Annotated in this window: 21 protein-coding genes and 1 other annotated feature; all 21 genes read right to left on the minus strand. The window is 36.4% G+C overall.

Translation table 11 applies throughout. The annotated features are described in order from the left end of the window. A complete protein-coding gene (gene rpmC / locus EQM13_RS14365) occupies positions 1 to 207 on the minus strand; it encodes a 50S ribosomal protein L29 (protein ID WP_071140212.1) in 207 nt (68 codons plus the stop codon). Then, entirely contained in the window at positions 197 to 640 is a 444-nt protein-coding gene (rplP, locus tag EQM13_RS14370; protein WP_071140211.1) for a 50S ribosomal protein L16, read from the minus strand. The genes rpmC and rplP overlap by 11 nt, the downstream gene beginning before the upstream one ends. A 33-nt stretch (positions 641 to 673) precedes the next feature. Continuing rightward, positions 674 to 1,348, minus strand: a complete 675-nt coding sequence (gene rpsC, locus EQM13_RS14375) for a 30S ribosomal protein S3 (RefSeq protein ID WP_071140210.1) — start codon at positions 1,346 to 1,348, stop codon at positions 674 to 676. A gap of 17 nt (positions 1,349 to 1,365) precedes the next feature. After that, positions 1,366 to 1,701: a 50S ribosomal protein L22 gene (rplV, locus tag EQM13_RS14380; protein ID WP_071140209.1), complete on the minus strand. Its 336-nt coding sequence runs from the start codon at positions 1,699 to 1,701 to the stop codon at positions 1,366 to 1,368. Positions 1,702 to 1,722: 21 nt separating this feature from the next. Further along, a complete protein-coding gene (rpsS, locus tag EQM13_RS14385; RefSeq protein ID WP_071140208.1) occupies positions 1,723 to 2,007 on the minus strand; it encodes a 30S ribosomal protein S19 in 285 nt (94 codons plus the stop codon). Between the two features lie 27 nt (positions 2,008 to 2,034). After that, entirely contained in the window at positions 2,035 to 2,865 is an 831-nt protein-coding gene (rplB, locus tag EQM13_RS14390; RefSeq protein ID WP_071140207.1) for a 50S ribosomal protein L2, read from the minus strand. Positions 2,866 to 2,893: 28 nt separating this feature from the next. After that, positions 2,894 to 3,187, minus strand: a complete 294-nt coding sequence (rplW, locus tag EQM13_RS14395) for a 50S ribosomal protein L23 (RefSeq protein WP_071140206.1) — start codon at positions 3,185 to 3,187, stop codon at positions 2,894 to 2,896. Continuing rightward, positions 3,187 to 3,810, minus strand: coding sequence for a 50S ribosomal protein L4 (rplD, locus tag EQM13_RS14400; protein ID WP_071140205.1), 624 nt, complete (start codon positions 3,808 to 3,810; stop codon positions 3,187 to 3,189). The genes rplW and rplD overlap by 1 nt, the downstream gene beginning before the upstream one ends. Positions 3,811 to 3,827: 17 nt before the next feature. Beyond that, positions 3,828 to 4,454, minus strand: a complete 627-nt coding sequence (gene rplC, locus EQM13_RS14405) for a 50S ribosomal protein L3 (protein ID WP_071140204.1) — start codon at positions 4,452 to 4,454, stop codon at positions 3,828 to 3,830. A gap of 60 nt (positions 4,455 to 4,514) precedes the next feature. Next, on the minus strand, positions 4,515 to 4,838 hold the full coding sequence (gene rpsJ, locus EQM13_RS14410; RefSeq protein ID WP_071140203.1) for a 30S ribosomal protein S10: 324 nt from the start codon (positions 4,836 to 4,838) through the stop codon (positions 4,515 to 4,517). Between the two features lie 345 nt (positions 4,839 to 5,183). Beyond that, on the minus strand, positions 5,184 to 6,377 hold the full coding sequence (gene tuf, locus EQM13_RS14415) for an elongation factor Tu (protein WP_114218409.1): 1,194 nt from the start codon (positions 6,375 to 6,377) through the stop codon (positions 5,184 to 5,186). Between the two features lie 28 nt (positions 6,378 to 6,405). Further along, positions 6,406 to 8,475 carry an elongation factor G gene (gene fusA / locus EQM13_RS14420; RefSeq protein WP_071140202.1) on the minus strand — a complete coding sequence of 690 codons (2,070 nt, stop codon included), beginning with the start codon at positions 8,473 to 8,475 and terminating at the stop codon, positions 6,406 to 6,408. Between the two features lie 57 nt (positions 8,476 to 8,532). After that, a complete protein-coding gene (gene rpsG / locus EQM13_RS14425) occupies positions 8,533 to 9,003 on the minus strand; it encodes a 30S ribosomal protein S7 (RefSeq protein ID WP_071140201.1) in 471 nt (156 codons plus the stop codon). A 123-nt stretch (positions 9,004 to 9,126) separates the two neighbouring features. After that, positions 9,127 to 9,540: a 30S ribosomal protein S12 gene (gene rpsL / locus EQM13_RS14430; RefSeq protein WP_071140200.1), complete on the minus strand. Its 414-nt coding sequence runs from the start codon at positions 9,538 to 9,540 to the stop codon at positions 9,127 to 9,129. Positions 9,541 to 9,565: 25 nt separating this feature from the next. Further along, a complete protein-coding gene (locus tag EQM13_RS14435) occupies positions 9,566 to 9,808 on the minus strand; it encodes a ribosomal L7Ae/L30e/S12e/Gadd45 family protein (protein ID WP_071140199.1) in 243 nt (80 codons plus the stop codon). A gap of 102 nt (positions 9,809 to 9,910) precedes the next feature. Further along, positions 9,911 to 13,468 carry a DNA-directed RNA polymerase subunit beta' gene (rpoC, locus tag EQM13_RS14440; protein WP_071140198.1) on the minus strand — a complete coding sequence of 1,186 codons (3,558 nt, stop codon included), beginning with the start codon at positions 13,466 to 13,468 and terminating at the stop codon, positions 9,911 to 9,913. A gap of 63 nt (positions 13,469 to 13,531) precedes the next feature. Then, on the minus strand, positions 13,532 to 17,209 hold the full coding sequence (rpoB, locus tag EQM13_RS14445; RefSeq protein ID WP_128753055.1) for a DNA-directed RNA polymerase subunit beta: 3,678 nt from the start codon (positions 17,207 to 17,209) through the stop codon (positions 13,532 to 13,534). A gap of 348 nt (positions 17,210 to 17,557) precedes the next feature. Then, on the minus strand, positions 17,558 to 17,941 hold the full coding sequence (gene rplL / locus EQM13_RS14450; RefSeq protein ID WP_071140196.1) for a 50S ribosomal protein L7/L12: 384 nt from the start codon (positions 17,939 to 17,941) through the stop codon (positions 17,558 to 17,560). A gap of 35 nt (positions 17,942 to 17,976) precedes the next feature. After that, positions 17,977 to 18,513, minus strand: a complete 537-nt coding sequence (gene rplJ, locus EQM13_RS14455) for a 50S ribosomal protein L10 (RefSeq protein ID WP_071140195.1) — start codon at positions 18,511 to 18,513, stop codon at positions 17,977 to 17,979. 27 nt (positions 18,514 to 18,540) lie between these two features. Further along, positions 18,541 to 18,669 (minus strand) — a sequence feature (ribosomal protein L10 leader region). A 59-nt stretch (positions 18,670 to 18,728) separates the two neighbouring features. Beyond that, positions 18,729 to 19,427 (minus strand): 50S ribosomal protein L1, encoded by a 699-nt coding sequence (gene rplA / locus EQM13_RS14460; protein WP_071140194.1) that lies wholly within the window; start codon positions 19,425 to 19,427, stop codon positions 18,729 to 18,731. Between the two features lie 42 nt (positions 19,428 to 19,469). Beyond that, the gene (gene rplK / locus EQM13_RS14465) at positions 19,470 to 19,895 is read right to left on the minus strand and encodes a 50S ribosomal protein L11 (RefSeq protein ID WP_114218410.1); all 426 of its coding nucleotides are present in this window, start codon (positions 19,893 to 19,895) and stop codon (positions 19,470 to 19,472) included. Positions 19,896 to 19,898 lie beyond the last annotated feature (3 nt).

Here is a 19,898-nt window from a genome sequence, read left to right on the forward strand (position 1 = left end):
CTAGACCTCCTTTCCTATTCCGAGTTCTCTTTCCCTCATCAATGTTTTAACTCTCGCTATATCCTTCCTAACAGCTTTAATCCTCATAGGATTATCCAACTGTCCTGTAGCTAATTGAAATCTTAAATTAAATAATTCACTTTTTAACTCCAACAATTTATTGTTTAACTCCTGACTAGTCAGTTGTCTAATTTCATTAGCTTTCATTAGCTTCACCACCCTTTTCCTGCACGTCTTCACGAGTGACAAATTTACATTTTATAGGCAACTTATTTGATGCTAACCTCATAGCCTCTTTTGCTGTATCTTCATCAATTCCGCCCATTTCAAACAATATTCTGCCTGGTTTTACAACCGCTACCCAATATTCTGGTGATCCTTTACCTGAACCCATACGAGTTTCAGCCGGCTTTTCCGTAACTGGTTTATCAGGAAATATTTTTATCCACACATTCCCGCCTCTTTTTATATATCTCGTCATTGCACGTCTCGCCGATTCTATTTGATTTGAAGTAATCCATGCCGGTTCAAGGGCTTGCAGACCATAATCTCCGTATGTTATTGTATTACCGCGAGTTGCTTTACCTTTCATTCTTCCTCTATGGACTCTACGAAATTTAACTCTTTTTGGCATTAACATTATACTTTCCTCCTTCCTACAGCTATTATATAGCTATTTCCCAACATTTTCAGTTTGTACTTCTCCTTCTACTTTTTTAGTAGGAAGAACCTCTCCTTTATATAGCCATACTTTAACGCCCAGCTTTCCATAAGTAGTATTGGCCTCAGCAAAGCCATAATCAATATCCGCTCTTAAAGTTTGAAGAGGTATTGTTCCTTCACTGTATCCTTCTGTCCTTGCCATATCCGCACCACCAAGTCTTCCAGCTATAGCAGTCTTTATTCCTAATGCTCCTGATCTCATTGTTCTTGTAATAGCTTGCTTCATTGCTCTTCTAAAAGAAACCCTTTTTTCCAATTGAGCTGCAATATTTTCAGCAACGAGCTGTGCATCCAATTCAGGAATTTTTATTTCTTCGACATTTATTATTACGTTCTTTTCAGTCATCTTTTCTATATCTTTTCTTAACTCCTCTACTCCCTGACCGCCTTTGCCTATTACCATACCTGGCTTTGATGTAAATACGGTTACTTTAACTCTGTTAGCCGCTCTTTCTATTTCAACTCTAGATATTCCTGATATATAAAGTTTCTCTTTTACATATTCACGAATATTGAAGTCCTCAATTAACAGATCGCTAAAATTTTTTTTATCAGCAAACCATTTTGAATCCCATTCTTTTATGATCCCAATTCTTAGACCATGTGGGTTAACTTTTTGACCCATTAATCATCCCTCCTTTTCTATTCTTTTTCTTTTACCGTTACACCTATGTGACTGCTCCTCTTTAAAATAGGATATGCCATTCCCTTAGCTCTCGGTCTCCATCTTTTTAAAGTAGGCCCATCATTTGCATAAGCCTCTGCTACATAAAGATTTTCTCTATCTAAATTAAAATTATTTTCAGCATTAGCAACAGCAGATGTTAAAACCTTTTTTAATACTTTAGCGCCTCTTTTAGGAGTATATCTGAGAATAGCAAGAGCTTCATCTACTTGCTTCCCCCTAATTTCTTTACATATAAAATTAACCTTTAAAGGCGATATTCGCACATATTTAGCTATAGCCTTAGCTTCCATTGGGAATCCCTCCTTCACTCATTATTTCAACGCAGTTGACTTTTCCGTTTTATTTCCATGTCCTCTGAAAGTTCTGGTAGGAACAAATTCACCAAGTTTATGTCCAACCATATCTTCGGTTATATAAATAGGTACATGTTTTCTTCCATCATGAACAGCAATAGTATGACTAACCATTTGCGGAAAGATAGTTGAACGACGTGACCAAGTTTTTATAACCTTTTTGTCATTCTTCTTATTCAATTCCTCAACTTTTTTTAGAAGATGATCATCACAAAATGGTCCTTTCTTTAGAGATCTACTCATATTTATCCTCCTTCCTACAAATAAGTCCTATTTAGTCCTTCTTCTTATAATATATTTATCAGATTTTTTCTTTTTATCCCTTGTTTTAAGTCCAAGAGCAGGTTTTCCCCAAGGAGTCACAGGCGAAGGCATTCCAATCGGAGCTTTTCCTTCTCCACCACCATGGGGGTGATCACAAGGATTCATAGCACTACCTCTTACTGTAGGTCTGATTCCCATATGTCTCTTTCTTCCTGCTTTCCCTATTTTTATATTTTCATGATCTAAGTTTCCTACTTGACCAATCGTAGCTCTACATTCTACTCTTACCATTCTAAATTCTCCGGAAGGTAATCTCAATTGTGCATAATTTCCTTCTTTACCCATAAGTTGAGCTACGGCTCCTGCCGAACGAACAATTTGCCCGCCCTTTCCTGCTTTAAGCTCTATATTGTGTATATTTGTACCTACCGGTATATTTTTTAACGGAAGAGTATTCCCAACTTTTATATCTGAATCAATACCTGATTCTATTGCATCTCCAACTTTTAAACCAAATGGAGCAAGGATATACCTTTTTTCGCCATCTACATAGTTTATAAGTGCAATATTTGCAGTTCTGTTTGGGTCGTATTCAATAGCAGCTACTTTGCCTGGAATTCCGTCTTTATTTCTTTTAAAATCTATCATTCTATATTTTCTTCTTGCACCGCCGCCTCTATGACGAATAGTAATTCTTCCTTGAGCATTTCTTCCACTATTCTTTTTTAAGCTTACCAATAACGATTTCTCCGGATCTTTTTCAGAAATTTCCTCAAAAGATGAAACGGTCATCTGTCTTATTGCTGGAGAAGTTGGTTTATATCCTTTTATACCCATTACTATTCCCTCCTTCTTTTAAAAATTTCTATTCCATTCCTTCGAAGAATTCAATCTTCTTACTGTCTTCAGTTAATTTAACTATGGCTTTCTTCCAGCTCGGCCTTCTACCTACATTAGAACCCATTCTTTTTTCTTTTCCAAGCATATTCATTGTATTTACCTTTTTTACCTTCACTCCAAATATCGATTCCACAGCCTTTTTAATTTCAGATTTATTAGCTTTTTTATCTACTACAAAAGTATATTTTCCATCCGCCATATTATCCATACTCTGTTCAGTAATAATAGGTCTAATAATAATATCGTGTGGGATACGCATTATGCATACACCTCCTCCACTTTTCTTACTGCATCCTCTGTTATGATGAATAAATCATATTTAAGAACATCATATACATTTAATGTATTTACAGAAGTTGTCTCAACAGCAGGAATATTTCTTGCTGATCTCACTATGTCTTCATCCTTTTCACTCATTACAATCAAAGCCTTTTTGTCTACTTTCAAATTGTTAAGAATTTTAGCCATTTCTTTTGTCTTTGGTTGGTCCAATAGCAACTCATTCAATACTATTATTTCATTATTTAAAACTTTCGAAGATAAAGCACTTTTTATTGCTGCCCTTCTAACCTTTTTGGGAACTCTATAGCTATAATCCCTTGGTTTTGGTGGAAATACTATCCCGCCTTTTCTCCATTGAGGAGATCTTATGCTTCCCTGACGTGCTCTTCCAGTGCCTTTCTGTCTCCAAGGTTTTCTTCCTCCGCCTCTTACTTCAGCTCTTGTTTTAGCTGAATGAGTTCCTTGTCTTCTATTCGCAAGTTGGTTTTTAACTACTTCATATAGCACGTGTTGATTAATTTCTGCTCCAAACACATTTTCAGACAAATCAATTTCTCCAACTTGTTCTCCTGATATATTATAAACATTTACTTTTGGCATACCATATCCTCCTTTCCTTAAGCTTTAACACTACTTTTTATCAATAGTAGTCCGCTTTTAGGTCCCGGTACCGCACCTTTGATAAGAATTAAATTCTTGTCCGCATCCACTTTCACAACTTCAAGATTTTGCACTGTCACTCTCTCATTTCCCATATGTCCAGACATCTTTTTCCCTTTTAAAACTCTGCCGGGATAAGTACCTGCAGACATTCCACCTACTGCTCTGTGGTATTTAGAACCATGAGTTTCAGGACCTCTTCCATGCCCGTATCTTTTTATAGGACCTTGGGTTCCCTTACCTTTGGAAGTGCCTGCTACGTCTACTCTTTCTCCCGAAACAAATATATCGGCCTTTATTTCCTGACCAATTTCATATTCATCAATATTATCAACTCTAAACTCTCTTAAAAATTTCTTAACTTCCACATGAGATTTAGCAAAATGCCCTTTTCTTGGTTTATTTGCTTTTCTCTCTTTTAAGGAAGAAAATCCTACTTGAATTGCATTATACCCTTCTTTTTCAACCGTTTTCTTTTGAACAACAGTCAATGGTCCTGCTTCTACAACAGTAACCGGAACTACCGTTCCATCGTCCTGAAATATCTGAGTCATACCTATTTTCTTACCCAATATCTTTTTCATTTCTGCACCTCCTATTATCTTACAGCGGATTGTTTAATAAAAAACAATCATTCCAAGAAATTATAGTTTTATCTCAATATCCACTCCAGCCGGCAAATTAAGTTTCATTAAAGCATCCACAGTCTTTTGATTTGGACTTAAGATATCAATTAATCTCTTATGGGTTCTCTGCTCAAATTGTTCCCTTGAATCTTTATACTTATGGACAGCTCTCAATATTGTTATAACTTCTCTCTCCGTTGGAAGGGGTACTGGTCCTGATACCTGAGCTCCAGTTCTTTTAGCGGTTTCAACAATCTTTTGAGCTGACGTGTCCAAAAGCTCATGATCATAAGCTTTTAACCTAATTCTAATTTTTTGTCTTTCATCACTTTTACTTGACATAAACTTCCCTCCTTCTATCGTATGTTGGATTTCACTACATACGACATGGAATTGCCCATACACTCATCCGTGCGTGTTGTGTTTTTGTTGAAACAGCAACTCCAGTCGCCCGATTCTTAACCGGACATTCTCAGCAAAAATTCCCTGTAAACAGCAACCTTTTGCTTCATCGCAATGCTAAAAATTGCACACTTTATTATTTTATAGCATATTTCAAAAAAACTCAAGACCTTTTGTGATTTTTTTAAAATATTTTACGAGATATAAGATTTCAAATAGGAATTATATAGACATTAAAAGAAGGGTTACTGCCCTTCCTTTAATGCAATAAAGTTATATTAAATTTTATTCAATAATCTTGCTGACTACTCCAGCTCCAACTGTCTTTCCGCCTTCTCTGATTGCAAATCTTAATCCCTCTTCCATTGCTATCGGCGTTATTAATTCTATCTTGAAGTTCGCATGGTCTCCAGGCATTACCATCTCTACTCCTTCTTCCAACTCTATGTTCCCAGTTACATCCGTTGTCCTGAAGTAAAACTGAGGTCTATATCCGTTGAAAAATGGTGTATGCCTTCCTCCCTCTTCTTTCGTCAATACATATACTTGGGCGTTAAATTTTGTATGGGGTGTTATGCTCTTCGGTTTCGCCAATACTTGCCCTCTTTCTATTTCTGCTCTCTGTACTCCTCTTAATAATGCTCCTATATTATCTCCTGCCTGCGCTTCGTCCAATATCTTCCTGAACATCTCTAATCCTGTTACTACTACTGTCCTCGGCTCTGTCGACAATCCTACTATCTCTACATTGTCTCCTACTTTTAATACTCCTCTTTCTACTCTTCCTGTTGCTACTGTCCCTCTGCCTGTTATACTGAATATATCTTCTACCGGCATTAAGAATGGTTTATCTGTTTCTCTCTTCGGCTGCGGTATCTCTTCATCTACTACATCCATTAATTCTATTATCTTGTCTCCCCATTTCCCGTCCGGATCTTCTAATGCTTTCAATGCTGACCCTACTACTATCTTCGTATTGTCTCCGTCAAATTCATATTCATTTAACAGGTCTCTTACTTCCATCTCTACTAATTCTATTAATTCAGGATCATCTACCATATCTGCTTTATTTAAAAATACTACTATCTTTGGTACTCCTACCTGTCTTGCCAGCAATATATGCTCCCTTGTCTGAGGCATTGGCCCGTCTGCTGCTGATACTACAAGTATTGCTCCGTCCATTTGAGCTGCTCCTGTTATCATATTCTTTATATAATCTGCATGTCCCGGACAGTCTACATGGGCATAATGGCGTTTCTTCGTCTCATACTCTACGTGTGCTGTTGAGATCGTTATTCCTCTTTCTCTTTCCTCTGGAGCTTTATCTATGTTGTCGTATGTCATTACATTACCTAATCCGTATCTCTTATTCAACACCAATGTGATTGCTGCGGTAAGCGTCGTTTTACCATGATCTACGTGTCCTATTGTTCCTATATTTACGTGTGGCTTATTTCTTTCATAATGTTGCTTTGCCATCTCTTGATTCCTCCTTAAATCTTAAATATTATTTATGACCTAATATTTTCTCAGTAACACTATTTGGCACTGGTTCATAATGATCAAACAGCATCGTATACGTTCCTCTTCCTTGAGTCTTCGAGCGAAGGGTTGTCGCATATCCAAACATTTCTGCCAAAGGCACGAATCCTCTTATAATCTGTGCCCCGCCTCTCATTTCCATTCCTTCTATTTTTCCTCTTCTCGAATTTATGTCTCCAATTACATCCCCCATGTACTCTTCGGGAACTATTACTTCTACTTTCATATGAGGTTCCAACAATACGGGCTTTGCTTTTTTAAAAGCTTCTCTAAATCCCATAGAACCCGCAATTTTAAATGCCATTTCAGAAGAGTCGACTTCATGGTAAGAACCATCATAAAGAGTAACTTTTACATCTATTACCGGATAACCTCCCAGTATGCCGCTTGACATTGCTTCTCTTATTCCATTATCCACAGCTGGAATATATTCCTTTGGAATAACTCCACCTGTTATTGCATTTACAAATTCATATCCCGTCTCAGACTTCAATGGCTCTATTTTTAGTTTTACATGGCCATACTGTCCATGTCCGCCTGACTGTCTGATGTATTTGCCTTCTGCTTCAGCAGGAATAGTAATAGATTCTTTATACGCAACCTGTGGAGTTCCTACATTTGCTTCAACTTTAAACTCTCTTAAAAGTCTATCTACTATTATTTCCAAATGCAATTCTCCCATACCTGCTATTATTGTCTGACCTGTCTCTTCGTCTGTATAAGTCTTAAATGTAGGATCTTCTTCAGATAATTTACTTAGTGCTGTAACCATCTTTTCCTGACTCGCTTTTGTTTTAGGTTCTATAGCAACATCTATAACCGGTTCAGGAAATTCCATGGATTCCAATATTATAGGATTGTCTTCACTGCATAGAGTATCTCCTGTTGTTGTATCTCGTAGCCCCACTGCTGCCGCAATATCTCCCGTAAAGGCTTCTTCAACTTCTTTTCGTTTATTAGCATGCATTAAAAGAATTCTTCCTATTCTTTCTTTTTTCCCTTTAGTTGAATTCAAAATGTAGCTTCCGGCCTTCAAAGAACCTGAATAAACTCTAAAATATGCAAGTTTACCAACAAAGGGATCAGATACAATTTTAAATGCCAATGCAGAAAACGGTTCATCATCGGAGGCAATCCTTTCCTCTTCCTCATCCGAATCAACACTCATTCCCTTTACCGGTGGTATATCAGCTGGTGAAGGCATAAAATTCACAATTGCATCAAGCAAAGGTTGAATGCCTTTATTTTTATAAGCAGAGCCACAAAGTACAGGGGTCATTTCAACCTTAGTTGTAGCCACCCTTATAACTTTGACTATTTCTTCGGGAGTTATCTCTTCTCCTTCAAGATATTTTCTCATTAATTCTTCATCATGATCCGATAAAGACTCAAGCAACTTTTCCCTATATTCAGCAGCCAAATCTTTCATATCATCAGGAATTTCTGTTATTTCTATTTTTTCTCCCAATTCATCATGATATATTCTGGCTTTCATATTAATTAAATCCACTACTCCTATAAAATTATCTTCTTTTCCTATAGGCAGCTCAATAGGAACCGGATGAGCCTTTAGCCTTTCTTTAATCATCCTTACAGCTCTATAAAAATCTGCACCAAGTATATCCATCTTATTTATAAAAGCTATCCTGGGTACATGATACTTATCTGCCTGATGCCATACAGCTTCCGATTGAGGTTCTACTCCTCCTTTAGCACAGAAAAGCGCAACCGCACCATCGAGAACACGAAGGGATCGTTCCACTTCCACCGTAAAGTCAACATGCCCTGGTGTGTCTATAATATTAATTCTATGATCTTTCCAGTAGCAAGTAGTAGCAGCAGATGTAATTGTTATTCCTCTTTCCTGTTCTTGTTCCATCCAATCCATTTGGGCAGCTCCATCATGAGTCTCCCCTATCTTGTGAATTTTCCCTGTATAAAAAAGCATTCTCTCCGTAGTGGTAGTTTTACCTGCATCTATATGAGCCATTATTCCGATATTACGTGTTTTCTCTAAGGGTAATTCTCTAGGCACAGTATTCTCCTCCTTTCTGTAACTGATACCTTACTATTAACTATAAACAAATTCACATTACCAACGATAGTGAGCAAAAGCCTTGTTAGCTTCAGCCATCTTATGCATATCTTCTCTTTTCTTAACACTGGACCCTGTATTATTAGCCGCATCCATTATCTCTTTTGCCAGTCTTTCTATCATTGTTTTTTCTCCACGATTTCTTGAGTAAGAAACAAGCCATCGGATAGCTAATGTTTCTCTTCTATCTTGCCTTACTTCTATTGGTACTTGATAAGTTGCACCACCAATACGCCTTGCCTTAACTTCCAATACAGGCATGATATTGTTCATGGCCTTATAAAATATTTCCATAGGATCTTCTCCCGTCTTTTCTTTAATGTAATCAAAAGCTCCATAAACAATACCTTGGGCAACTCCTTTTTTCCCATCCAACATAACCTTATTTATCAATTTTGTTATAATAATGTCATTATATATTGGATCTGGCATTACTTCTTTCTTTGGAATATATCCTTTTCTTGGCACTTTAACTTCCCTCCTTAACCATAAAATAGTTGATTCATTGGTACTCAACAGTCAACCTGCTGACGTGCACAAAAATGCATCTATATAAAAGGTATTCATACTACCTCTGCATTTTAAGCACAATTATTTTTTGGGCTTTTTAGCTCCATACTTGGATCTGCCCTGCATTCTTTTATCCACTCCGGCTGTATCCAACGTTCCTCTTACAATATGGTACCTAACTCCAGGTAAATCCTTAACTCTTCCACCTCTTACAAGAACAACACTATGCTCCTGTAAATTATGACCTATTCCCGGAATATAAGCTGTTACTTCAATACCATTTATAAGTCTTACTCTGGCAACCTTTCTCAATGCTGAGTTAGGCTTCTTAGGAGTAACCGTTTTAACAGCAGTGCAAACTCCTCTTCTTTGAGGCGAATTAACTACATTTGTTCTTTTATTTAAAGAATTGAAATTTACACTTAGCGCAGGAGATTTTGATTTATATTTAACATCTTCTCTGCCCTTTCTTATAAGTTGATTTATCGTAGGCATATGAACACCTCCTTTTAATTAGAATCTATTTAAGTAACGCAGCAACTGCTGCATTAACATCAATATTACATATTTCTCCTAATTCTTTCATTGTATCTATATAAACAATGTCTATTTGCTTTTCTTTGCATAATATTTCTACAGGACTTGTTACTCTTTGTTCTGCATCTTTCGCAATATATACAGTTTGAACTTTATCAGAATTTAAAGCTCTTTTAACTTGTTTTATTCCTACAATTCTTTTATTCTGATTTAAATTCGCTGCCATAATATTCCTCCTTTTAAACATCTTAAAGATTATGTGGATAAATCCACATAATCTTTAATGTAAAAGAATTCATCTTAAATTTAACACTAATACATTTTACCATCAGTTAGTTTGGCTGTCAACAATATTTTCATCCACCATATTTTCATTTGTATTCGGAGATTCATCTACTTTCTCTTCAGTAGGTACTATCTCAATTTCTTTATACCTCTTCATTCCAGTTCCTGCCGGTATCAATTTCCCTATTATTACATTCTCCTTAAGCCCTATGAGATGATCCTCTTTTCCTTTTATTGCAGCATCTGTTAGAACTCTTGTGGTCTCTTGGAAACTTGCAGCCGATAGGAAAGAATCCGTTGCCAATGAAGCTTTTGTGATTCCAAGTAAAGCTCGTTTTCCTGTGGCGGGTTTGCCTCCAAATTTCTCAGTATCATTATTGCTATTTTCAAATTCATGAATATTAACAAGACTTCCCGGTAACATATCCGTATCTCCTGAATCCTCAACTTTTACCTTATTAAGCATCTGCCTTACTATTATTTCAATATGCTTATCATTTATATCAACACCTTGAAGTCTGTATACTCTTTGAACTTCCTTTACCAGATAGTTTTCAACTCCCACAACTCCTTTTATTTTCAATATGTCATGAGGATTTAAACTTCCTTCTGTAATTTCATCTCCTGCCTCTAAGAAATCTCCCGTTCTTACCTTAAGCCTGGAACCATAAGGTATACTGTAAGCTTTGGTTGTGCCATCCTTGGATGTTACCACTGCTTCCTTTTTCTTCTTTGTTTCATTTATTGTTACCTCTCCGGATATCTCCGAAATTTGAGCTAATCCTTTCGGCTTTCTCGCCTCAAATAATTCTTCGACCCTTGGGAGACCTTGTGTAATATCTGCACCAGCAACTCCTCCCGTATGGAAAGTACGCATAGTAAGTTGGGTACCAGGCTCTCCTATAGACTGAGCCGCAACTATTCCTACGGATTCTCCGATATTCACCTCATTACCTGTGGCAAGGTTTCTTCCATAACATTTAGCACAAACTCCGTGACGTGTTTTACAACTGAGGACGGATCTTATTTTTACTTCTTCTAAACCACAATCTTGTATTTTTTTCGCTGTACTTTCACTTATCATTTCATCTTTGCTTACTATTAGTTCTTTTGTAACGGGATCTAAGATATCTTCAAAGGAATATCTGCCAGTTATTCTGTCCTTAAGGTCTTCAATAACTTCCTTTCCATCCTTGAAGGCTTTAGCTATTATATATTGATCTGTGCCGCAATCTTCCTCTCTTACTATAACGTCTTGGCTTACATCTACAAGTCTCCTTGTCAGATATCCAGAATCCGCAGTTCTAAGAGCTGTATCTGCCAATCCCTTTCTGGAACCATGGGTAGAAATAAAGAATTCCAACACACTGAGGCCCTCTCTAAAATTAGCCTTAATAGGTATCTCCACAGTTTTACCTGAAGCACTGGCCATAAGTCCTCTCATTCCCGCTAACTGTCTTATTTGATTTTTGCTTCCTCTTGCTCCTGAGTGAGCCATTATAAATATGTTATTCATTCTGTCCATACCATTCATTAATGCATCCGTTACGTCTTCTGTAGTTTTATTCCATACTTCTATTACCTTCTCATATCTTTCTTCTTCAGAAATAAGTCCTCTCCTATAGGATTTCTCAAGCTTATCTACTTCGGCTTCTGCTTTAGCAATTAATTCTTCCTTTTCCTTTGGCACTACTACGTCATCCATACCTACGCTAATAGCTCCTATAGTAGAATAATGAAAACCTACAGATTTTATATGATCAAGGACCGTTGCGGTAACACTGTTTCCATGTTTTTCATAACATTTTTCAATAATACTGCCCAGTTTTTTCTTATCTACCAAAGTATCTAACTCCAAAGAATATTTATCCTTTGTCCTGTCTACGAAACCTAAATCTTGAGGTATGTGTTCATTAAATATGAACCTTCCTACGGTACTCTCTACTAATTTGCCTCTTTTATCTTCATCATTCAATCTCATTCTTACCTTAACTACAGCATGGATTCCCACATCTTTATTGAAATAAGCATGAATCATTTCATCATAATCTTTAAAGATTTTTCCTGTCCCTTTTTCTCCAGGGTTATCTACTGTCAAATAATAACTTCCAAGAACCATGTCCTGAGTAGGAATAGTTATAGGCTTACCATCTTTAGGAGCCAATATATTATTCACAGAAAGCATAAGAAGTCTTGCTTCTGCTTGAGCCTCTGTCGACAGCGGAACATGGACTGCCATTTGATCTCCGTCAAAATCAGCATTATATGGTGTACATGCTAAAGGATGTAATTTAATAGCTTTTCCTTCCACGAGAACAGGTTCAAAAGCCTGAATTCCAAGCCTATGAAGAGTAGGAGCACGATTTAACAATACCGGATGATCTTTTATAACTGCATCCAATACATCCCATACTGCCGGTTTAACTCTTTCAACCATTCTTTTGGCACTTTTAATATTGTGAGCATATCCCTGCTCTACAAGTTCTTTCATAACAAAAGGTTTAAACAACTCTAAAGCCATTTTCTTGGGAAGTCCGCATTGATAGAATTTTAATTCAGGCCCTACCACTATAACGCTTCTTCCTGAATAATCCACTCGTTTGCCTAAAAGGTTTTGTCTAAATCTTCCCTGTTTTCCTTTAAGCATATCCGAAAGGGACTTAAGAGGCCTGTTCCCAGGACCCGTTACCGGCCTTCCTCTTCTGCCATTATCAATTAAAGCATCGACTGCCTCTTGAAGCATTCTCTTTTCATTTCTTACTATAATATCGGGTGCACCCAAATCAAGAAGTCTTTTAAGCCTATTATTTCTGTTTATAACTCTTCTATACAAATCGTTTAAATCTGATGTTGCAAATCTTCCTCCGTCCAACTGAACCATCGGTCTCAAATCCGGAGGAATAACAGGTACAGCCTCAAGTATCATCCATTCAGGTCTGTTCCCTGATTTTCTAAAAGCCTCTACCACTTCCAGTCTCCTTATTATTCTGATTCTTTTTTGACCGGTAGCATCTTTAAGTTGAATTTTTAGCTCCTTAGATTCTTTATCCAAATCGATCTTCGAAAGAAGTTCTTCAATAGCTTCAGCTCCCATTAAAGCTTTAAATCTATTGCCATATTTCTCAAGAGCTTCTCTATATTCCACTTCTGTCAGCAATTGTTTTTCTGACAATGAAGTATCCCCCGGATTTACAACAATATATGCTGCAAAATATAGAACTTTTTCAAGAGCTCGCGGCGACATATCCAACATAAGCCCCATTCGGCTCGGAATCCCTTTAAAATACCAGATATGAGATACAGGAGCCGCCAGTTCAATATGTCCCATTCTTTCTCTTCTAACCTTTGATTTAGTTACTTCAACTCCACATCTGTCACAAACAACGCCTTTGTATCTTACTCTCTTATATTTACCGCAGTGACATTCCCAATCCTTTGTAGGACCAAATATCTTTTCACAAAACAGTCCTTCCTTTTCGGGTTTTAAAGTTCTGTAATTGATTGTCTCAGGCTTTTTAACCTCTCCCTTTGACCACTGTCTGATTTTATCCGGAGAAGCAAGACCAATTCTAATTGAGTCAAAATTATTTAATTCAAACAAGGAGCGATCTCTCCTTTCTATAATAAAGTTTAAAACTTTATATAAATTAATATAATTGATAAATTATATATTATTGTCATCATCAAAATCTAAAGAATAATCTTCATCATCGTCAAAATCCTCATCTTGTTCTTCTTCATCCTTAGCTATTTTATCATCTTCAGTTACTTTATTTTCATCAATATCTTCTCCTATTAAATCCAAATCTTCTACATCATCATCTGTTGATTCCTTTATCTCTATCTCTTTATCTTCCTCAGTCAACACCTTTACATCTAAAGCTAAGCTTTGTAATTCTTTAATTAACACTTTAAAAGATTCAGGAACACCAGGTTCCGGAATATTTTCTCCTTTAACTATTGATTCATAAGTCTTGACACGCCCTACTACATCATCCGATTTTACAGTGAGTATTTCCTGCAAAGTATGAGATGCTCCGTAAGCTTCCAGTGCCCAAACTTCCATTTCTCCAAATCTTTGGCCTCCAAACTGAGCTTTTCCTCCAAGAGGTTGCTGTGTCACTAAAGAATAAGGTCCGGTAGATCTTGCATGAATTTTATCATCAACAAGATGATGAAGTTTAAGCATATACATATAACCTACTGTTACGGGATTGTTAAAATATTCACCGGTTCTTCCATCTCTTAATAAAATCTTCCCATTTTCAGGATAACCGGCTTTTACTAAAGCATCTATTATATCCTGCTCATTAGCTCCGTCAAAAACCGGAGTTGCTACCTTCCAGCCAAGTTTTTTAGCTGCAAGTCCCAGATGAACTTCCAGTACTTGCCCCAAATTCATACGAGAAGGAACTCCTAACGGATTAAGAACCACTTCAATAGGTGTACCATCGGGGAGATAAGGCATATCCTCTTCAGGAAGTATTCTTGAAATAACACCTTTATTTCCGTGTCTTCCACACATTTTATCTCCAACATTTATCTTTCTCTTTGTAGATATATAAACTCTAACCATTTGGTTTACTCCCGGAGATAGCTCATCGCCATTTTCTCTGGTAAATATTTTAACATCTAATATTATTCCTGTTTCACCATGAGGTACTCTTAAGGAAGTATCTCTGACTTCTCTTGCCTTTTCTCCAAATATTGCTCTAAGAAGTCTTTCTTCGGCCGTTAACTCCGTTTCACCCTTAGGGGTTACTTTCCCCACTAATATATCTCCCGACTTAACTTCCGCTCCTATTCGGATTACTCCCCTTTCATCCAAATCCTTAAGCATATCTTCTCCAACATTTGGAATATCTCTTGTTATCTCTTCAGGACCAAGTTTTGTATCTCTTGCCTCTGTCTCATATTCTTCTATATGAATTGAGGTAAGAATGTCTTCCTTAACTAACTTTTCACTTACAAGAACGGCATCCTCATAGTTATATCCTTCCCACGTCATAAAAGCAACAAGAAGATTTTTTCCTAAAGCGATTTCGCCATTATCAGTACTTGGGCCATCAGCTATTACCTGACCTTTTCCTATCCTTTCATCCTGACAAACTATAGGTCGTTGATTAATACACGTCCCCTGATTAGAACGTTTAAACTTCAACAGCTTATATCTGTCGACCTGGCCATCTTCGTCTCTTTTAATCAAAATTTCGTCTGAACTCGCCTTCGTGACAACACCTTTATGGCGAGCAATTGATACTACTCCGGAATCTCTTGCTGCCTTATATTCAATTCCCGTTCCTATTATAGGTGATTCGGTTTTTAATAGCGGAACAGCCTGACGCTGCATGTTCGCTCCCATCAGAGCCCTATTTGCATCATCATTTTCCAGGAAAGGAATCATGGCAGTTCCTACCGATACAATTTGCTTAGGAGATACATCCATGAAGTTTACTTCACTACTTGGAAATATATCAATAACACCCATTTTGCCTCTGGCTATTACCCTCTTATTTACAAATCTGCCTTCTTCATCTAAAACTTCATTTGACTGAGCAATTATATATTCATCTTCTTCATCAGCGGTTAAATAAACTATTTCATCAGTAACTACTCCTCTTTTACTGTCCACTTTTCTGTAAGGAGCTTCTATAAAACCATATTCATTAATTCTGGCATAAGTAGTTAAAGATGTAATAAGTCCTATGTTAGGTCCTTCTGGAGTTTCTATAGGACACATTCTCCCATAATGAGAATGATGAACATCTCTTACTTCAAATCCCGCTCTGTCCCTGCTAAGACCTCCCGGCCCTAATGCAGACATTCGCCTCTTATGAGTTAATTCCGCTAAAGGATTAGTTTGGTCCATGAACTGGGATAATTGACTGCTTCCAAAAAACTCTTTAATCGAAGCTACTACGGGCCTTATATTGATTAACGCCTGAGGCGTGGCTACATCTATATCTTGTATAGTCATTCTTTCTCTAACTACTCTTTCCATTCTGGAAAGCCCAATTCTAAACTGATTCTGAAGCAGCTCTCCAACGGAACGAAGTCTTCTATTGCCTAAATGGTCAATATCGTCAGTATTTCCTATTCCAAAGAATAAATTAAATTCATAACTTATACTTGCCAGTATGTCGTCAAAAGTAATATGTTTTGGGGAAAGCTCTCTGTGTTTCTCCTCCATTGCCTGTTTCAATTCTGTAGGATCTTTATAATTATTCATAAGTTCTTTCATTGTGGTATAATGAATTTTTCCTTTTAATCCAATATCATCAGTACTAAAGGGTAAATTAAATGCTTTTATATCTACAAAATTATTTCCCAAAACTCTTACCGGTCTTTCATCTTCGCTCATTATATCTACTTTATTTATTCCTCGGTTTTCTATCTCAATTGCTTTTTCCCTGTTAATCATTTCGCCTCTTCCGACGACTATTTCTCCCGTTTGAAAATCTATAACATTTTCAAAGGCTTTTCTTCCTGCAATACGATTGCGAAGAGCTAACTTTTTATTAAATTTATATCTTCCCACTTTGGCCAAGTCATATCTTTTGGAATCGAAAAACAAGTTGTTCAGCAATGTACTGGCACTTTCAACTGTCGGAGGTTCTCCCGGTCTTAACTTCTTATATATTTCTATTAATGCTTCTTCTTCAGATTTAGTATTATCCTTTTCAATTGTTCTCAAAACCTGTTCGGTTTCTCCAAGATATTCAATTATTTCCACATTGCTGTTAATCCCTAAAGCTCTTAAAAAAGTAGTAATAGGGAGCTTTCTCGTTCTATCAATTCTAACATATATAACGTCATTAGAATCTGTCTCATACTCAAGCCACGCTCCTCTGTTAGGTATAACAGTAGATGAATAAAGTTTTTTCCCTACTTTATCAAATTCATCTGCAAAATAAACTCCCGGAGATCTTACCAACTGACTAACTACAACTCTCTCGGCTCCATTAATAATAAACGTACCTTTTTCCGTCATCAACGGAAATTCACCCATGAATACTTCTTGTTCTTTAACTTCTCCTGTTTCTTTATTTATAAGCCTAACTTTTACTTTTAAAGGTATAGAATAATTTACATCCCTCTCTCTTGCTTCCTCTTCACTGTACTTAGGTTCTTCATCCATATCATAATCTACAAATTCAAGTATTAAATTACCTGTATAGTCCTGTATCGGAGAAATGTCCTCAAATACTTCCTTCAGCCCCTCTTTTAAAAACCACTCATAGGAGCTTCTTTGAACCTCAATCAAATCTGGCAGTTCTAATACTTCCTTAATTCTTGAATAACTCATTCTTTCACACTTACCATATGTAACAGGACTTACCATTAAATTTTCACCCCTTATTAAAACTAAAATAGCCAAAAGTATTGGTTACTTTTGGTAATCTGTGTTGAGAGTATATCTATTATAGTATTGACAAGTGCGTAATTATTTATACAACCTATTTATTTTTTCGACTATTATGCATCTTTTTATATTACCACTATTAAGTAAAGATGTCAAGTTGATTTATTCAATATTTTTGAACAATAAAAAAGGCTTCTATATAAGCATTAATATATTTAGAAAGCCTTTTTTAAACTCATTTAACGGAAAATATACACTAAGGTATATATGATTCCCCTATGGGTTATAAAAGAACTCTCAATATTGAGAGTTCTTTTATATAATAATTTATTTTAACTCTACCGTAGCTCCTACTTCTTCTAACTTGGTCTTAATTTGTTCAGCCTCATCCTTCGCTACTCCTTCTTTAACCGGCTTTGGAGCACCATCTACCAAGTCCTTAGCTTCTTTTAATCCCAATCCAGTAATTTCTCTTACAACTTTTATAACTTTAATCTTTTGTGCTCCTATTTCGGAAAGAATTACATCAAATTCCGTCTTTTCTTCTGCTGCCGGAGCTGCTCCTCCTGCTGCCGGTGCGGCTGCAACTGCTACCGGTGCGGCTGCACTTACTCCAAACTCCTCTTCCAATGCTTTAACTAATTCTGATAATTCTAAAACCGTAAGGTTTTTAACTTCCTCAATTAAATTTGATACTTTTTCACTTGCCATTTATATATTCCCTCCATCATAATTTTTTATTTAATTTATGCACTTTGTTTTTCCTGTTCTTCCTTTATTGCATTTAAAGTATATACAAGATTTCTAATATTTCCTTGAAGTACATTAACAAATCCCGTTATCGGAGCGTTAAATCCTCCAAGTACCTTTGAAATAAGTACCTCTTTTGATGGCAGAGTTGCTAAAGCTTTAATATCATCTGCCCCTATTATTTTGCCATCTAATATTCCGGCTTTTATTTCCAGATTATCATGATCCTTTGCAAAATCTTGAGTAACTTTTGCCGCCTGAACAGGATCTTCTAAACTGAAAACAACTCCATTAGGTCCATTTAAATATTGGTTAAATTCCTCATACCCTGTATCTTTAAAAGCAAATTTCATAAGAGTATTTTTATATACCTTATAATCCACTTTAGAGTCTCTGCAATTTTTTCTTAGCTGAGTAATTTCTTCAACATTTAATCCCCTATAATTAACTATGACTATACTTTTGGCGTTATTAATTTTCCCTTTTATTTCTTCAACTATCTCTTTTTTCTTTTGAAGTACTTCTTCTTTCATCTGTCTCACCTCCTCAGAATCCGTTAATCTTTAAAATAAAAAGGCCTCTTCGCAGATACGGAAGAGACCCTAATCTCACAGATCAGTTTATCTCACCTCGGTAGGATTTTTAAACCCATAAGTCCCTACTGTCTACGGCTTAAATATTACATAATTATTAAGCTATATAAATTAAACAACAAAATTGTATCAATAAGATACATTCCTGTCAATAGTTATTCCATAAATTTCTGAGTGTTTAACTTGATTCCAGGACCCATAGTGCTGGAAATAACAATACTTTTTAAATATCTTCCCTTTGATGCGGCAGGCTTTGCTTTAATAACAGCTTCCATTATAGCATCTAAATTCTCCTTCAACTTTTCATCTCCAAAGGATTTCTTTCCTATAGGAACATGAATAATACTTGTTTTATCAACTCTGTATTCTACCTTTCCGGCTTTAATCTCCTTCACTGCTTTTTCTATATCAAAAGTTACAGTTCCGGATTTTGGATTAGGCATTAAACCTTTCGGGCCTAATATCCTTCCTAGCCTTCCTACAACTCCCATCATGTCGGGAGTAGCTACTACCACATCATAGTCAAACCAATTTTCGTTTTGAATTTTAGCTACAAGTTCTTCTCCTCCAAAAAAGTCCGCTCCTGCTTCTTCTGCTTCTTTTAATTTTTCACCTTTAGCGAAAACTAATACTTTTTTAGTTTTTCCTGTCCCATGGGGAAGAACTACTGTTCCTCTTACCTGCTGATCAGCATGTCTTGGATCAACTCCCAATTTTATGGAAAGTTCAATGGTTTCATCAAACTTTGCTTTTGCAGTTTGTTGAACTAATTCTATAGCCTCTTTAGAATCATATAAATTAGTCCTGTCAATTATTTTTAAACTTTCTTGATAATTTTTACCTCTCTTTGGCATAATTTCCCTCCTTGTGGTATTAACGGAATCTCCTCCCACTGTTTATTCTTCTACAACTATACCCATACTTCTTGCGGTTCCTGCTACCATACTCATTGCAGTTTCAATACTTCCTGCATTTAAATCAGGCATTTTAATTTCAGCGATTTCTTTTACTTTAGCCTTGGAAATCTTAGAAACTTTCTTTTTATTTGGTTCTCCTGAACCTGATTCAATTCCTACTGCCTTCTTTAATAGTACGGAAACAGGTGGGGTCTTTGTAATAAATGTAAAAGATCTATCTTGGTAAACCGTTAGAACAACCGGAATTATCATTCCTACTTGATCTGCAGTTCTTGCATTAAACTCTTTAGTGAAAGCCATTATATTCACACCATGAGGTCCTAATGCTGTACCTACCGGCGGTGCTGGAGTTGCTTTCCCAGCAGGGATCTGAAGTTTCACTATAGCTATGACTTTCTTTGCCATAAA

Origin of the sequence: Acidilutibacter cellobiosedens (genome assembly GCF_004103715.1) — a bacterium.
Classification (GTDB): domain Bacteria; phylum Bacillota; class Clostridia; order Tissierellales; family Acidilutibacteraceae; genus Acidilutibacter; species Acidilutibacter cellobiosedens.

Coding starts and splice junctions, on each gene's coding strand:
- rpmC (WP_071140212.1), bottom strand. CDS start 207: ATGAAAGCTAATGAAATTAGACAACTGACTAGTCAGGAGTTAAACAAT.
- rplL (WP_071140196.1), bottom strand. CDS start 17,941: ATGGCAAGTGAAAAAGTATCAAATTTAATTGAGGAAGTTAAAAACCTT.
- rplW (WP_071140206.1), bottom strand. CDS start 3,187: ATGCGTATCCCACACGATATTATTATTAGACCTATTATTACTGAACAG.
- rplJ (WP_071140195.1), bottom strand. CDS start 18,513: ATGAAAGAAGAAGTACTTCAAAAGAAAAAAGAGATAGTTGAAGAAATA.
- rplB (WP_071140207.1), bottom strand. CDS start 2,865: ATGGGTATAAAAGGATATAAACCAACTTCTCCAGCAATAAGACAGATG.
- rplA (WP_071140194.1), bottom strand. CDS start 19,427: ATGCCAAAGAGAGGTAAAAATTATCAAGAAAGTTTAAAAATAATTGAC.
- rpoB (WP_128753055.1), bottom strand. CDS start 17,209: ATGGTAAGTCCTGTTACATATGGTAAGTGTGAAAGAATGAGTTATTCA.
- rplC (WP_071140204.1), bottom strand. CDS start 4,454: ATGAAAAAGATATTGGGTAAGAAAATAGGTATGACTCAGATATTTCAG.
- rplP (WP_071140211.1), bottom strand. CDS start 640: ATGTTAATGCCAAAAAGAGTTAAATTTCGTAGAGTCCATAGAGGAAGA.
- EQM13_RS14435 (WP_071140199.1), bottom strand. CDS start 9,808: ATGGCAGCGAATTTAAATCAGAATAAAAGAATTGTAGGAATAAAACAA.
- rpsJ (WP_071140203.1), bottom strand. CDS start 4,838: ATGTCAAGTAAAAGTGATGAAAGACAAAAAATTAGAATTAGGTTAAAA.
- rpsS (WP_071140208.1), bottom strand. CDS start 2,007: ATGAGTAGATCTCTAAAGAAAGGACCATTTTGTGATGATCATCTTCTA.
- rpsC (WP_071140210.1), bottom strand. CDS start 1,348: ATGGGTCAAAAAGTTAACCCACATGGTCTAAGAATTGGGATCATAAAA.
- rplD (WP_071140205.1), bottom strand. CDS start 3,810: ATGCCAAAAGTAAATGTTTATAATATATCAGGAGAACAAGTTGGAGAA.
- rpsL (WP_071140200.1), bottom strand. CDS start 9,540: ATGCCTACGATAAATCAACTTATAAGAAAGGGCAGAGAAGATGTTAAA.
- rplV (WP_071140209.1), bottom strand. CDS start 1,701: ATGGAAGCTAAGGCTATAGCTAAATATGTGCGAATATCGCCTTTAAAG.
- rplK (WP_114218410.1), bottom strand. CDS start 19,895: ATGGCAAAGAAAGTCATAGCTATAGTGAAACTTCAGATCCCTGCTGGG.
- tuf (WP_114218409.1), bottom strand. CDS start 6,377: ATGGCAAAGCAACATTATGAAAGAAATAAGCCACACGTAAATATAGGA.